Annotated in this window: 12 protein-coding genes; 2 read left to right on the forward strand and 10 right to left on the reverse strand. The window is 64.5% G+C overall.

Translation table 11 applies throughout. The features are described from left to right. Window positions 1–5: 5 nt before the first annotated feature. The 9 genes from araA to K414_RS26755 all read right to left on the reverse strand — a co-directional run bounded on the left by araA (window position 6) and on the right by K414_RS26755 (window position 10,787). The gene (araA, locus tag K414_RS0111935) at window positions 6–1,490 is read right to left on the reverse strand and encodes an L-arabinose isomerase (RefSeq protein WP_027496160.1); all 1,485 of its coding nucleotides are present in this window, start codon (window positions 1,488–1,490) and stop codon (window positions 6–8) included. A gap of 36 nt (window positions 1,491–1,526) precedes the next feature. Continuing rightward, window positions 1,527–2,204: an L-ribulose-5-phosphate 4-epimerase gene (locus K414_RS0111940; RefSeq protein ID WP_027496161.1), complete on the reverse strand. Its 678-nt coding sequence runs from the start codon at window positions 2,202–2,204 to the stop codon at window positions 1,527–1,529. After that, window positions 2,201–3,874, reverse strand: a complete 1,674-nt coding sequence (gene araB / locus K414_RS0111945; RefSeq protein ID WP_027496162.1) for a ribulokinase — start codon at window positions 3,872–3,874, stop codon at window positions 2,201–2,203. The genes K414_RS0111940 and araB overlap by 4 nt, the downstream gene beginning before the upstream one ends. Beyond that, a complete protein-coding gene (locus K414_RS26750) occupies window positions 3,864–4,925 on the reverse strand; it encodes a LacI family DNA-binding transcriptional regulator (RefSeq protein ID WP_237606170.1) in 1,062 nt (353 codons plus the stop codon). Before K414_RS26750 ends, araB begins: the two co-directional genes overlap by 11 nt. Beyond that, complete coding sequence (yjfF, locus tag K414_RS0111955) at window positions 4,922–5,947, reverse strand: galactofuranose ABC transporter, permease protein YjfF (RefSeq protein WP_080731055.1); 1,026 nt, start codon at window positions 5,945–5,947, stop codon at window positions 4,922–4,924. Before yjfF ends, K414_RS26750 begins: the two co-directional genes overlap by 4 nt. 8 nt (window positions 5,948–5,955) lie before the next feature. Beyond that, window positions 5,956–7,020, reverse strand: a complete 1,065-nt coding sequence (locus K414_RS0111960; protein ID WP_080729054.1) for an ABC transporter permease — start codon at window positions 7,018–7,020, stop codon at window positions 5,956–5,958. Then, on the reverse strand, window positions 7,017–8,648 hold the full coding sequence (locus K414_RS0111965; RefSeq protein ID WP_051365069.1) for a sugar ABC transporter ATP-binding protein: 1,632 nt from the start codon (window positions 8,646–8,648) through the stop codon (window positions 7,017–7,019). Before K414_RS0111965 ends, K414_RS0111960 begins: the two co-directional genes overlap by 4 nt. 10 nt (window positions 8,649–8,658) lie before the next feature. Then, a complete protein-coding gene (locus K414_RS0111970; RefSeq protein WP_027496166.1) occupies window positions 8,659–9,660 on the reverse strand; it encodes an ABC transporter substrate-binding protein in 1,002 nt (333 codons plus the stop codon). A 116-nt stretch (window positions 9,661–9,776) separates the two neighbouring features. Then, window positions 9,777–10,787, reverse strand: coding sequence for an aldose epimerase family protein (locus K414_RS26755; RefSeq protein ID WP_051365070.1), 1,011 nt, complete (start codon window positions 10,785–10,787; stop codon window positions 9,777–9,779). Between the two features lie 207 nt (window positions 10,788–10,994). On the opposite strand from K414_RS26755, the gene fdhA reads away from it, so the two are divergent. After that, entirely contained in the window at window positions 10,995–12,212 is a 1,218-nt protein-coding gene (gene fdhA / locus K414_RS0111980; protein ID WP_027496167.1) for a formaldehyde dehydrogenase, glutathione-independent, read from the forward strand. A 105-nt stretch (window positions 12,213–12,317) separates the two neighbouring features. Beyond that, complete coding sequence (locus K414_RS0111985) at window positions 12,318–12,524, forward strand: zinc-ribbon domain-containing protein (RefSeq protein WP_032368853.1); 207 nt, start codon at window positions 12,318–12,320, stop codon at window positions 12,522–12,524. Between the two features lie 56 nt (window positions 12,525–12,580). Here the strand turns inward: K414_RS0111985 and K414_RS0111990 are convergent, their stop codons facing one another. Then, window positions 12,581–13,738, reverse strand: coding sequence for a beta-ketoacyl synthase N-terminal-like domain-containing protein (locus tag K414_RS0111990; RefSeq protein ID WP_037219168.1), 1,158 nt, complete (start codon window positions 13,736–13,738; stop codon window positions 12,581–12,583). Window positions 13,739–13,776: the final 38 nt, after the last annotated feature.

A 13,776-nucleotide genomic window follows, 5' to 3' on the forward strand; every position in this document is an offset into this window, starting at 1 on the left:
CCAGCTCACAACCTCGCTGCGAGTCGGTGGTACGCCGCGTTCCATCGGAGAGTCTGCTGGAACCCACGCGTCGTGGTGCCGGAATCGATGGCGAGCAGCTCGACACCGATCATGTCCGAGAATGCCTCCAGCACAGGCAGACCGATGGCGGTACTCAACACCGTGTGGTGGGGTGCGCCTGCGGTCAACCACGATTCGGCCGACACCGACAGTGAGGGCTGCGGTTCCCACACTGCGCATGCCACGGGTAGTTTCGGCAGCGCCTCGTCGGGCTCGACCACGTCGATCACGTTGGCCGTCAATCGGAATCGCTCACCGACGTCGGACAGTCCGACGACGACGCCATGCCCCGGATCGGCCGTGAATCGCAGCCGCACCGGATCCTCGCGGCCGCCGATCGAGAGTGGATGAATTTCCAGTGTCGGACGAGACGTCGTGATGGACGGGCACACCTCCAGCATGTGTGCACCGAGGATCTTCTCCTCACCGGGGACGAGGTGGTAGGTGTAGTCCTCCATGAAGGACGTACCGCCCTCCAGTCCCTCGGCCATGACCTTCATGCCGCGCAACAACATCGACGTCTTCCAGTCGCCCTCGCCGCCGAAGCCGTAACCGTCGGCCATCAGTCGCTGCACCGCCAATCCTGGCAACTGACGCAGGCCGCCGAGGTCCTCGAAATTGGTGGTGAACGCCTTGAACCCGCCGTCGGTGAGGAACTGCCGCATTCCCGCTTCGACGCGTGCGCCGTAGCGGAGGGAGTCGTGACGATCCCCGTCCTTGTCGAGGCTCGGTGAGAGGTCGTAGAGCGACCGATACTCGTCGACTAGTTCCGAGACGGCCGACTCGCTGACGCTGTCGACAACGTCCACGAGATCATTGACGCCGTAAGTGTTCACGGAGACGCCGAAGCGCAGCTGTGCCTCCACCTTGTCGCCTTCGGTCACTGCGACGTCGCGCATGTTGTCGCCGAAGCGGGCCAGTTTCAGCGAACGCAATTCGGCCCGGCCGAGTGCCGCGCGCGCCCACTGTTCCGCCCGCGTCCGTACCGACGGATTGTCGACGTGGCCCGCGATGGTGGTGCGCAGTACGCCGACCCTGGACTCGATGTGCCCGAACTCGCGATCACCGTGCGCAGCCTGGTTCAGATTCATGAACTCCATGTCGATCGTGGACCAGGGCAACGACATTCCGGCCTGCGTGTGCAGGTGCAGCAGTGGAACATCGAGCGCGTCCAGGCCTGCGATCCACATCTTGGCCGGCGAGAAAGTGTGCATCCAGGTGACGACGCCGATGCAGTCCTCGGCGGCGTTGGCCTCCCGCATGCACCGCAGGATCGCGGACGCGTCGAGCAGCACCGGCTTCCAGACGACGGATACCGGCAGTGCGCCGTCGAGTTTGTCTGCGATCTCCCGTGATTGGACTGCCACCTGCTCGAGCGTCTCGGGACCGTAGAGGCCTTGACTGCCGGTGAGAAACCATACTTCGGACATGGAGAATGTACCTTCCGTGGAAAAATGTGGCGCTGATCAGCGCTGGCCGTAGACGTTCTGGTAGCGGTCGTAGAGTGCGTCGACCGACGTGCGGGGGATGGGAAGCGGTTGTCCCAGTTGATATGACAGGTGCACCGATCGGGCCACGTCCTCGCACATGACCGCCGCTTTCACCGCAGATCGGGCCGACGAGCCAACCGCGAAGACGCCGTGGTTCTGCATGAGTACTGCCGGAGAGCGGCTGTCTGCGAGGGTGTCGACGATGCCGCGCCCGATCGAGTCGTCGCCGATCACGGCGAACGGACCCACCGGAATGTCGCCGCCGAATTCGTCGGCGCACATCGTGGTCACGACCGGAATGGGTTCTCCTCGTGCGGCCCACGCCACCGCGTAGGGCGAATGAGTGTGCACCACACCGTTGATATGGTCGAGGTGCCGATAGACGTATGCCTGCGCCTCGGTGTCCGAGGACGGCGCGTGGTCTCCTTCGACCACTCGGCCGTGCAGATCGCACACCACCATGTTGCCCGGTGTCAGGTCGTCGTAGGAGACGCCGCTCGGCTTGATGACCATGAGGTCTCGACCGGGAACGCGCGCGGACACGTTGCCCGCCGTCCACACGACCAGTCCGTAGCGCACCAGTTCCGCATGCAGTGCGCACACGTCCTTGCGAATCTCCTCGACGACCTCGCGAACATCGTCGACAACTGTCATTTCGCTTCCAGCTTCCTCGTCAGGGCTGCGCGACGCAGTGATCGCAGCCGGCGCATCGTCGGTACGTCCCGACCGAAGCGATCGTGCAGTTCCAGGTAGATCTCGTACAGCGAGTCGTATGCCTCCGAGCGGGACTCGTCCGGAACGAATGCACCGCGGCGGACCTTGCCCATCGACTTCGACGCCACCGGCACGTCCGGGTAGCAGCCTGCGGCCACTGCCGCGTGGATGGCGGAGCCCAAGGCGGGGCCCTGCGCGGACGCGATGACGGACAACGGCATTCGTAGCACGTCGGCGTAGATCTGCATCAGCAGTGGGTTGCGGGCCAGCCCTCCCGCCACGACGAATTCGTCGACGGGAACGCCGCTGTCGCGGAACGTCTCGACGATGACGCGGGTGCCGAATGCCGTGGCCTCGAGCAGTGCGCGGTACGTGTCCTCGGGCCGCGTCGCAAGCGTCGATCCGATGACCAGACCGGACAGTTCGTGATCGACCAGGATCGACCGATTGCCGCTGTGCCAGTCGAGCGCGACCAGACCGTGCTCGCCCACCTCTTGGGCCGACGCGAGCCGCGTCAGGTATTCGTGCACGGACTCGCCTGCGGCAGTTGCCGCTTCACTGTAGGACGCGGGAACTCCGGTGCGGGTGAACCACCCGAAGATGTCGCCGACCCCGCTCTGGCCCGCCTCGTACCCGTACGACCCCGCGACGATGCCGCCGTCGACGACGCCGCACATACCCGGAACGTCGTTCAACACGGTCGAACTCATGACGTGGCAGGTGGATGTTCCCATGATGGCGACCATGCGGCCCGATTCGACGGCACCCGCAGCCGGGGCCGTGACGTGCGCATCCACGTTTCCGACCGCGACGGCTATGCCCTCGGGCAATCCCGTCCATGCCGCGGCCTCGGCGGTCAACGTGCCTGCACGCGAGCCCAATTCGCCCAGTGGTTGGTCGAGCTTCTCGGCTACGAACCCACCGAACCCGGGCGCGAGCTCGGTGAGGAAATCGACGGAAGGGTACTTGCCGTCCTGATAGATGCCCTTGTATCCCGCGGTGCAGGCATTACGCACGTAGTTTCCGCACAGTTGCCAGACGATCCAGTCGGCCGCCTCGACCCACCGGTCCATGGCCTCGTAGATCTCGGCGTCCTCCTCGTGAATCTGCAGCGCCTTGGCGAATTCCCATTCCGAGGAGATCAAGCCGCCGTAGCGGGGGAGCCAGCTCTCACCGCGACGGGCGGCCAGTTCGTTGATCCGGTCGGCCTGTCCCTGCGCCGCATGGTGTTTCCACAGTTTGACGTATGCGTGTGGGCGATCGACGAACCGCGGGTCTTCGCTGAGCGGCGTGCCGTCCGCGTAGGTCGGCACCATGGTGCATGCGGTGAAGTCGGTCCCGATGCCCACCACCTGCTCCGGCGCGATGCCCGCGGCGGCCATCGCAGCGGGGACGGCGCGGCGTAGGACGTCGCGATAGTCGTCCGGCACCTGCAGAGCCCACGCGTCGGGAAGTCGCACGGTACTGCCGGGCAGGGTCTCCTCGAGTACGGCGTGGCTGTATTCGTGTACGGCAGATGCAATTTCGGCACCATCGGACACACGGACGACTACGGCACGGCCGGAGAGAGTGCCGTAGTCCACTCCTACCGTGTAGCGGTCATTGGACATGCGATTCTCCTTGTTGCGGTGCAACGGTTGTGGTCGGTTTGGGTGCAGTGGTGCTGGACGATCGAACGACGAGTTCAGGATCGATGAGCGCCTCGGGTGCGGCAGTGTTGTCCAGTGCCGCGCGCAGGACGTCGATCGCGCGTCTGCCGACTTCGGTGAAGTCCTGGCGGACCGTCGTCAGTGGTGGGATCAGGAAAGCAGCCTCGGGGATGTCGTCGAATCCGACGACGGCGAAGTCCTCGGGCACACGGCGGCCGCTCTCGTGGAAGGCGCGCAGCAAGCCGAGGGCCATCTGGTCGTTGGCGCAGAACGCGGCCGTGACGGTGTGGTCCTCGGCGAGGCGGAGCCCGTTCTCGTAGCCGCTGCGTGCGGACCAGTCGCCGCGCAGGACCGGTGTCCACGCCAGCCCGGCCTCGTCGAGCGCATCCTGCCACCCTTGTTCACGGCCGCGGGATTCGGTCCATCCCTGCGGTCCGGACAGATGCACGATGCGTTCGTGACCTGCCTCGATCAGGTGTCGGGTGGCCAATCGAGCGCCGCCGACCTGATCGATGCCCACGGTCCAGGTCGAGGTGGTGGGGTCACCTTCGACGACCACGACGGGAACGACGGACTCCTCGGATCGAGCCGCTGCCACAGCGTCGTCGGTGGCGGCGATCAACACGATGCCCTCGACGCCCTGGTCGTGCAGGTGATGCAGTGCGCCGACGAGTTCGTCGTGTGTCAGCGTTGCGAGACTGACTGCGCTGACGGAGAATCCGGCATCACGTGCCGCGCTCTGCACGGTGCGATGCGTGGTGCTCGGCCCCCAGAACCCGCCTTTGGAGCCGATGATTCCGATCGAGGCGGACCGTTTGGTGACCAGTGCCCTGGCGGCACGATTGGGACGATAGCCCAGTTGGTCGATGGCATTCTGTACCCGGTCGCGGGTTTCGGGGCGTAAGTTGTTCTGACCGTTGATGACCCGCGAGACCGTCTGATGGGATACCCCGGCCAATCGGGCGACGTCGGTCATGACCGGTGCCTTACCGTCGATCCCTGTGTTGGTCACCTCTTTCTCGCCGTCAGCAGACGTTGGGCGAGAACGAACACCAGGAGCAGCACTCCGATCGTGATTCGCGTCCACCACGAGCTCAGGGTTCCGTCGAAGGCGATGAAAGTCTGTATGGCACCGAGGATCAGGACTCCCACCAGCGAGCCGAGGACGTACCCGCGCCCGCCGGTGAGCAGCGTTCCGCCGATCACCACCGCGGCGATGGCGTCGAGCTCCATGCCGACGGCGTTGAGGCTGTAGCCCGACAGTGCGTAGAAGGAGAACAGTAGGCCGGCGAGCGCCGCGCAGAATCCGCTGATCGTGTAGACGCCGACTTTCACGGCCGCCACCTTGAGCCCCATCAGCAGCGCGGACGCCTCGTTGCCACCGATGCCGTAGACCGAACGTCCGAAACGAGTGCAGGCCAACACGTATGCAGCAATCGCCACCGTGGCCAGCGCGATCACCACGCTCCAGGTGATGGTGTAGCCGCCGGGAAGTTCGATGACGGCGAATGCGATCGAGGAGAACGTGTCGTCGGTGATCGGGATCGACTCGACACCGATCATGTAGCACAGGCCCCGGGCGAGGAACATCCCCGCGAGTGTGGCGACGAACGGCTGAATCTGCAGATAGTGGATGAGGGCACCCATGACGGTGCCGAGCACGGCACCGCACAGCAACACCACGGCCATGACCAGCAGCGGTGGCCAGCCCAATTGCAGTGTGCGCGCGGCGATCATCGTCGAGAGTGCGACGACGGACCCGACGGAGAGATCGATTCCGCCGGTGAGGATGACGAAGGTCATCCCTACCGCGAGGACGATGAGGAACGAGTTGTCGATCAGCAGTGACAGGAACACCTGTGGATCGGCGAAGCCGCTGTAGCGGAATTCGCCGAGTCCGAACAGACCGACGAACAGCGCGAACGTGGCGATGACCGGCAGAAACCGAGACGGTGGGGAGTACCGCTTCACGCGGTCCCAGGTCGAGGGCGCGGGGCCCGGTGCTGCCGCGGTAGTCGTGGGGGGAGCAGTCATGAGGTCGCTCACGGTCGTACCGCCTTGGTGGAGTCGGTGCGGAACCACGTCCGCAGTGATGCGCGGGCTCGTGGTGATTGCAACAGGCAGACCACGATGATGACGACCGCTTTGAACAGGTAGTTGGCCTCGGAGGGGATACCGACATTGGTGATGGTGCGCGTGAGTGTGCCGATGAGCAGGGCACCGACGACGGTGCCGGCGATGGAGAATCGACCACCGGTCAGAGCAGTACCGCCGATGACGACAGCGAGGATGGCGTCGAGCTCGATCCACTGGCCCAGACTGTTCGCGTTCACCGAGTTGGTGTTCGCAGCGATGATCAGACCGGCCATTCCCGAGCACACCGCGGCGAACACGTAGACCGTCCAAACAATCGTCCGCGACTGGACACCGGCCAATCTGCTTGCCTCCGGGTTGATTCCGACGGCTTCGACGAGCATCCCCAGTGCGGTCCGCCGGGTCAACAGTGCGGTTGCTGCCACGACCACGAGAGCGATGATCAGGGCCAGTGGAAGTCCGAGAAGCGTCCCCGACGCGAGCGTGCTGAAAGCCGGGTTGTTGACGGTCGTGATGTTTCCGTCGGTGATCAACATGGCCAGGCCACGACCGGCGACCATCAGAATGAGCGTCGCGATGATGGGTTGAATCCCGAAGACCGACACCAGAAGGCCGTTCCACAGACCCAGCAACAGACATGCTCCCAGTGCCCAGACAACAGCCATGATCATCGTCGTGGTGGCACCCTCGTCCGGGGCCGCGACGATGCGAGTACACGCCACGGCGGCAGCGATGACTGCCACCGCGCCGACGGAGAGGTCGATGCCGCGGGTCGCCACCACCAGCGTCATGCCGACGGCCACCAGAATGAGCGGTGCGGAGTTGCGTGCGATATCGACGATGTTTCCGAACAGGCCACCGTTCTCGATTCGAATGTCGAGGAAGTCCGGTGTCACAACGACATTGACGACGATCAGAGCTATCAGAGCCAGCAGCGGCCAGACGACCGGCTGGGCGAGGGCGGCACGTGCGCGAGCGGGCGCGCCGGCCGATGGTTCGAGGGTTTCGGTCATGATGCGACATTCCTGTCGGTGGTCGAAGTGGCGGCCGCGACGGGTTCGTCGGTGCGCACCCCGGCTGCGATGGTGGCGAGCACGTCGCCGACCGACACACCGTCGTTGATTCGTTCGTCGATCTTGCGGTGATCTCGCATGACCACGATGCGGTCACTGAGGCGCAGGATCTCTTCGAGCTCGGCGGAGATGAACACCACCGACATTCCGCGCGCGGCCAGGTCGGCCACCAGGGTTTGGATCTGCGCTTTGGCACCGATGTCGATTCCGCGTGTCGGTTCGTCCAGAATCAGAAGTTCGGGTTCGGTGATGAGCCAGCGGGCGAGGAGCACCTTCTGTTGGTTGCCGCCGGACAGGTTGCGCATCAACGCGTTCGGATCGGCGGGCCTGATGTCGAGTGCAGAGATGTATTCCTTGACGAGCCTGGTGCGGGTGGCACGGGGGATGGGACGAAGCCATCCACGCTTGGCCTGCAGAGCGAGCAGCATGTTGTCGGCCACCGTCAGATCGGCCACCACACCGTCGGCCTTGCGATCCTCGCTGGTGAGGGCGATGCGCTGATCGGCGGCCTGGCGTGGACTGCGAATGCGGTGCTTGGTCGCATGCACTTCGATCGATCCCGAGTCCGATCGATCGGCTCCACCGAGCAGGCGAGCAAGCTCGGTACGGCCGGACCCGAGCAGACCGGCGATGCCGACGACCTGTCCCGCATGAAGACGCAGATCGGTTGCTTCCAGTGCGCCCTTGCGTCCGATGCCCAACACTTCCACGACGGGCGTCTGTTCGTCGGAAACCATCACCGGCTCGCGGCTGTCGAGTTCGCGCAAGGTGTCCAGTTCCCGACCGATCATCAACTCGACCAGCTCGAACTGCGGAGTGTCGGCGACCAGGCGCTCGGAGACGAGCTTTCCGTTGCGCAGGATCGTCATTCGGTCGGAGATCCGGTAGATCTGGTCGAGGAAGTGCGACACGAAGACGATCGAGGTTCCGTCTTCCCTCAGCCGTTCGATGACGGAGTACAGGGTTTCGACCTCGTCCTTGTCCAGGCTCGAGGTCGGCTCGTCCAGGATGAGGACGCGGGCGTCGACATCGACTGCGCGGGCGATGGCGACGAGCTGTTGCACGGCGATCGGATGGTCCCCGAGGACCGACGACGGCTCGATGTCGAGGCCCAGCCGGTCGAGAGTCGTTCTGGCACGGCGGTTCATCGCTCGCGTGTCGATACCGCCGATGGCCCCCAACAGTTTTCCGGGTAGGCGTCGGGGCTCGCGGCCCAGGAGCATGTTCTCTGCGACAGTCAGATTCGGAAGTAGGTTCACTTCCTGGTAGACGGTGCTGATACCTGCAGCCTGGGCCGCGCTCGGCGTCGCGAACTCGTGTTCGGTTCCGTCGATCGTGACCGTTCCGCTGTCGATCGAGTAGACCCCGGTCAGTGCCTTGATCAACGTCGATTTACCGGCACCGTTCTCACCCATCAGCGAATGCACCTCGCCGGGGAAGAGCCGCAACGACACCCCGTCGAGGGCTCGGACGGCACCGAAGGTGATCGAGATGTCTTTCATCTCCACGAGCGGAGTCGGCTCTGTGCTGGTGATCGGCTCCGCGGTGGGAACGGTGTCGGTATGCATGCGTCGACTTTCAGTACTGGCGGTCGGCGAGTACTGCTGCCGCCTGGTCGGGCGTGAAGGTGGTCTCCTCGGTGACGACCCTCTTGGGAACGTCCTCGCCCTTGACTACCTTGTCCGTGAGCTCCATCAGCTGCGGTCCGAGAAGTGGGTTGCACTCGACGATGAAGTCGATCTTCTTGTCCGCCAGTGCTTGCATTCCGTCCTTGACGGCGTCGACGGTGATGATCTTGATGTCTTTTCCGGGTACCAGCCCGGCTGCTTCGATGGCTTGGATTGCGCCCAGGCCCATGTCGTCGTTCTGGGCGAAGACGACGTCGATCTGGCCTCGATTGGAGTTGAGGAACGACTCCATCACCTGCTTGCCGCCGTCACGGGTGAAATCGCCGGTCTGTGACGCGGTGATCGCGATGTTCGACTGGCCGCCGATGGCGTCGCGGAATCCCTCGGCCCGGTCGATGGCGGGAGCGGCTCCGGTGGTTCCCTGCAGCTCGACCACGTTGATCTTGCCGTCGCCGGTGGTGTCCGCAGTGGCGCTGTTCTGCACCAGCCAATCGCCTGCCTTCTTGCCCTCCTCGACGAAATCGGAGCCGAGGAACGTGGCATACAGCGAATCGTCGGTGGTGTCGACGGAGCGGTCGGTGAGGATCACCGGGATGTTCGCGCGCTTGGCTTCCTGGAGGACCGGCTCCCATCCCGTCTCGACGACGGGGCTGAAAGCGATGACGTCGACCTTCTGCTGGATGTAGGTGCGAATCGCCTTGATCTGGTTTTCCTGCTTCTGCTGCGCGTCGGAGAACTTCAACTCCATGCCGGCAGCGCTGGCCGCGTCCTGGATGGAGATGGTGTTGGCCGTGCGCCATCCGCTCTCGGCACCGACCTGGGAAAAGCCCAGCACCGTTGCGCCGTCACCGCCGCCGGACGCGTCGCCGCCGCCTCCGCTACTGCACGCACTCAGGACGATCGCACCACTCAGAATGAGCGCGCTCGCCGCAAAAATTGTCTTCGACGCCATGGTGATCTCCTCAATGTCGCCACTCCACTGTGACGTGTGCAACACAGTGTGAGCGTTAACATCGGGCCGCGTCAAGACTTGAAACGTTTGAATTCCAAAAATTTGTGAGCGTTCACTCAAGCGTGAACTGCAGAAAATCTCCACTCGATCACGGACCGGTACGTCTGGCCCGGTCGCAGCACCGCAGAGGGAAAGTTCGGGTGATTCGGTGAATCGGGGAACAGCTGGGGTTCGAGTGCGATGCCGTCGCCTTGGCGCAGCATCGAGCCGCGTCGGGACACATCGCTGCCGTTCAGGAAGTTGCCTGTGTACACCTGCACGCCGGGCTGATCGGTCCACAATTCCAGTGTCGTTCGACTGCGCTCGGAGCTCAGGATTGCCGCACGCCGAAGCCCCGTACCGTCGACGACGAAGTTGTGGTCGACACCGCGGGCGGTCCGCAGCTGCGGATGAGTGGCTCGGGCCAGGTCTCCGACCCGTCCGGGCCTGCGCAGATCCAGCGCGGTGCCGTCGACGGAATCGACGGCACCGGTCGGGATTCCCTCGGTGTCGACCGGGGTGTACGTCGAGGCGAACACCTGCAGGGTGTGATCGTCGATGCCGTGTCCGTAGAGATCGAAATAAGCGTGCGAGGTCAAGTTCACCACCGTCGGCGCGGTGGTCGTCGCCGTCGACTCCAACCGCACGCGATCGGTCGTGACGGAGAAATGGGCCCGCGCACGGACTTCACCCGGGTAGCCCTGATCACCGTCGGGGCTGATCAACTCGAACTCGACCGAATCCGGTGATCGCCCGATCACCGTCCAGGGTCGTGAGTCGAAGCCGTCGGTTCCGCCGTGCAGGTGGTTGGTGCCGTCGTTGATCGTCAGTTGCACCGCTTGTCCGTCGATCTCGAACCGGCCGTCCTTGATCCGGTTGGCGTACCGGCCGACGGTGGAGCCGAAATAGGCGGTGGACGAACGAAGCTCGCGCTCGCCCGCCACGCCGACGAGAACGTCGCGGCGCTCGCCGTCTCCTCCGGTCACCGACATTCGTTGCATGGTCGCGCCGTAGGGGAGTACCTCCACCTCCACCCCGGGCGAACGTCCGATGGTGATGGTCTCGTTGTGAGCGTCGTCGGTGGGCACCGGTCGACGATAGCTCCGTGGAGTGAGATCGGCCCCCGGATTGCTTCGTGCGGCGGGCGACACACCGTGTATTCGCAGGTGCGCATACTATGGTGTGATGCAGGCCACTTCACTGCGTATCGACTGGCTCGATGAGATGAAAACAGTTGGTGCGCAGGGGAGCTCGGTCTGTCGATCGCAGCCGGACACCGTCGAACAGGAGAAATCGTGGCAGACAACAGAGCAGTGACGTACGCCGGACCAGGCAAAGTCGAGGTTCAGGACATCGCATTTCCGGGCCTGGAATTGACCGATGGCCCCGGCGTGAATCCGGCCAATGTCGGCCGTAAATGCGAACACGGCGTGATCCTGAAGGTCGTCTCGACCAACATCTGCGGCAGCGACCAGCACATGGTCCGTGGACGCACGACGGCACCCGAGGGTCTGGTGTTGGGGCACGAGATCACCGGCGAGATCGTCGAGGTCGGGCGAGACGTCGAATTTCTGAAGGTCGGCGACATCTGCTCCGTTCCGTTCAACATCGCCTGCGGACGGTGCCGAAACTGCAAGGAGCGCAAGACCGGTATCTGCCTCAACGTCAACCCGGATCGACCTGGCTCTGCGTTCGGTTACGTGGACATGGGCGGTTGGGTGGGTGGGCAGGCCGAATACGTCATGGCACCGTATGCGGACTTCAATCTGCTGAAGTTCCCGGACCGGGATCAGGCGATGGAGAAGATCCTGGACCTGACCATGCTCTCCGACATCTTCCCGACCGGATATCACGGCGCGGTCACCGCGGGCGTGAAACCCGGTGCGACGGTGTACATCGCGGGTGCGGGCCCGGTCGGTCTGGCGGCCGCAGTCGGCGCACAATTGCTGGGCGCATCGGTGGTGATCGTCGGCGACATGAACGCCGACAGGCTGGCACAGGCGCGAACGTTCGGTTGCGAGACCGTCGACGTGGGCAAGGGCGCGCCGCAGGATCAGATCGAACAGATCCTCGGTGTCCCGGAGGTCGACGCTGCGGTGGACGCGGTGGGATTCGAGGCCCGCGGGCACGGCGGAGACTCGTCCCACGAGGCACCTGCCACGGTGCTCAATTCGCTCATGGACATCACCACGGCGGGCGGTGGCATCGGAATTCCCGGGCTCTACGTCACCGGCGATCCGGGCGGCGTGGACGAGGCCGCACAGCGTGGCGCTCTCTCGCTCAGCCTCGGCACCGGTTGGGCGAAGTCGCTCTCGTTCGCCACCGGGCAGTGCCCGGTGATGAGCTATCACCGGGAACTGATGAATGCCATTCTCAAAGAACGAGTGTCGATTGCGAAGGCGGTGAACGCAACGGTCATCACTCTCGACGACGCACCGCGCGGCTACCGTGAATTCGACAGCGGAGTCGCACAGAAATTCGTCATCGACCCGCACGGCATGATCGCGAGCTGACAGTTTTCGGCCCAGCACTCGTTCGAGCCACCGCCTCGGAACGCGAGGGTGGCTCGAACGACTGCTGCGCCGAGTCCGGCAGCCGTTCGAGCCACCTATGCTTGGATGATGTTCCTACTCTTCGGCTTCGGCAGCAAGCGCAAACACGTCGGCCCTGGCGCAACGCGAAACTGCCCGCGGTGCCACAACACGACCCAGTGGGCGAGAATGAAGCAATACCAGCAATTCACGCTGTTCTTCGTCCCGGTTGCGCGGTGGAAACGCGTCGAGTTCGAGGAATGCGGAATCTGTGGGGCCGGGGTGTCGATCTGAACGGGCTCGCGCGCCCGTGACGGTGCGGGCGCGCGAACCATCCGGCAGACCGTCGCTCACGCAGGAGCCAGCACCACCACCGAATTGTGTCCTCCCATTCCCAGTGAGGATTTCATCGTCAGACCTGGCTCGGCCGCGGTGAATCCGTCGAGCAACAGCGGGTGTCCGTCGGAGACCTGTGGGGCCGCAGGAACCAGTCCGCGATCGAATCCCATGACGGCAGAGATGGTTTCGACGGCCGACGCCGCGCCTTGGCAATGCCCGGTGAGCGGCTTCACCGAATACACCTGCGCGTGTGAGCCGAGCACCGTCTCCAGCATCTCCGTTTCCGCGGCATCGCACTGAGCGGTGCCTGGCCCGTGCGCATTGAGGTAGCGCACCTGGCACGCCGTGGCACCGGCGTCCGTCAAGGCGGCTTCGAAGCAGTCCCGTACCTGTGTCAGGGCCGGGTCGATGGACGTCGCGTGGAACGCGTCGTGAGTCATCGAACCGCCCAGTACCCGCGCGTACGCAGCATCGCTACGGTTGGTGAGTACGAAAGCTGTTGCTGCTTCGCCCATTCCGAACCCACGACTACCTTCCTGGAACGGTCGGCAGCCCTCCTGCGGTTCCACGTCGACCACCCCGACGCCGAGCGCGACGAAATGGTCGATGTTCTCCGGCGTCAGAGACAGGTCGGTGGCGACGAAGACGACGTCGTCGACGAAGCCGGTGTCGAGCCACATCTTGGCGGTGAGAAAGCCGGCGTTGCCCGACGCGCACATGGCCGAGACGTTCATCGCCGGGCCGTGAAAGCCGTGCTCCTGCATGAGCAGTGATACCGGGGTCGACGGCATCAGCGTCAGGTAGTCGCGCACCCGCCGCACACCGCCGTCCTCCAGATAGAAGTTGCGCCACTCGTCCACTTCACCCAGGACGACCGCATGCACCAGACCGACCCGCCGACCGGGCCGCCAGCCCCGAGCGAGTGCGTCGTCGATGGCCTCGCGTGCGGCGCCGCGCAGTGCGCGGCCGAAGCGGCTGGTGCCGTCGTCGGTCTGTCCGCCGTCGGGCACTTTGGCAAGCCACACCGGGTTGCGGCCCGGGTGTGACCGGTTGTGGTGCAAGGTGGCGGCAGCCTTACCGCTGGCCAGACCGGTCCACAATGCGGCCGTACCCCAGCCGTAGCCGGACACTGCGCCGATCCCACTGATGTCGATGCCGTGAGATGTCATGATCGATTCCCGTTCCTTCTCGAGTTGTACGAGCCGTT

It is taken from the genome of Rhodococcus sp. JG-3, assembly GCF_000482405.1.
Lineage (GTDB): Bacteria > Actinomycetota > Actinomycetes > Mycobacteriales > Mycobacteriaceae > Rhodococcoides > Rhodococcoides fascians.

Excerpts from the sequence above, each read along its gene's own strand:
- araA (WP_027496160.1), bottom strand. The coding sequence starts at position 1,490 with ATGTCCGAAGTATGGTTTCTCACCGGCAGTCAAGGCCTCTACGGTCCC.
- K414_RS0111940 (WP_027496161.1), bottom strand. The coding sequence starts at position 2,204 with ATGACAGTTGTCGACGATGTTCGCGAGGTCGTCGAGGAGATTCGCAAG.
- araB (WP_027496162.1), bottom strand. The coding sequence starts at position 3,874 with ATGTCCAATGACCGCTACACGGTAGGAGTGGACTACGGCACTCTCTCC.
- yjfF (WP_080731055.1), bottom strand. The coding sequence starts at position 5,947 with ATGACTGCTCCCCCCACGACTACCGCGGCAGCACCGGGCCCCGCGCCC.
- K414_RS0111960 (WP_080729054.1), bottom strand. The coding sequence starts at position 7,020 with ATGACCGAAACCCTCGAACCATCGGCCGGCGCGCCCGCTCGCGCACGT.
- K414_RS0111965 (WP_051365069.1), bottom strand. The coding sequence starts at position 8,648 with ATGCATACCGACACCGTTCCCACCGCGGAGCCGATCACCAGCACAGAG.
- K414_RS0111970 (WP_027496166.1), bottom strand. The coding sequence starts at position 9,660 with ATGGCGTCGAAGACAATTTTTGCGGCGAGCGCGCTCATTCTGAGTGGT.
- K414_RS0111985 (WP_032368853.1), top strand. The coding sequence starts at position 12,318 with ATGATGTTCCTACTCTTCGGCTTCGGCAGCAAGCGCAAACACGTCGGC.
- K414_RS0111990 (WP_037219168.1), bottom strand. The coding sequence starts at position 13,738 with ATGACATCTCACGGCATCGACATCAGTGGGATCGGCGCAGTGTCCGGC.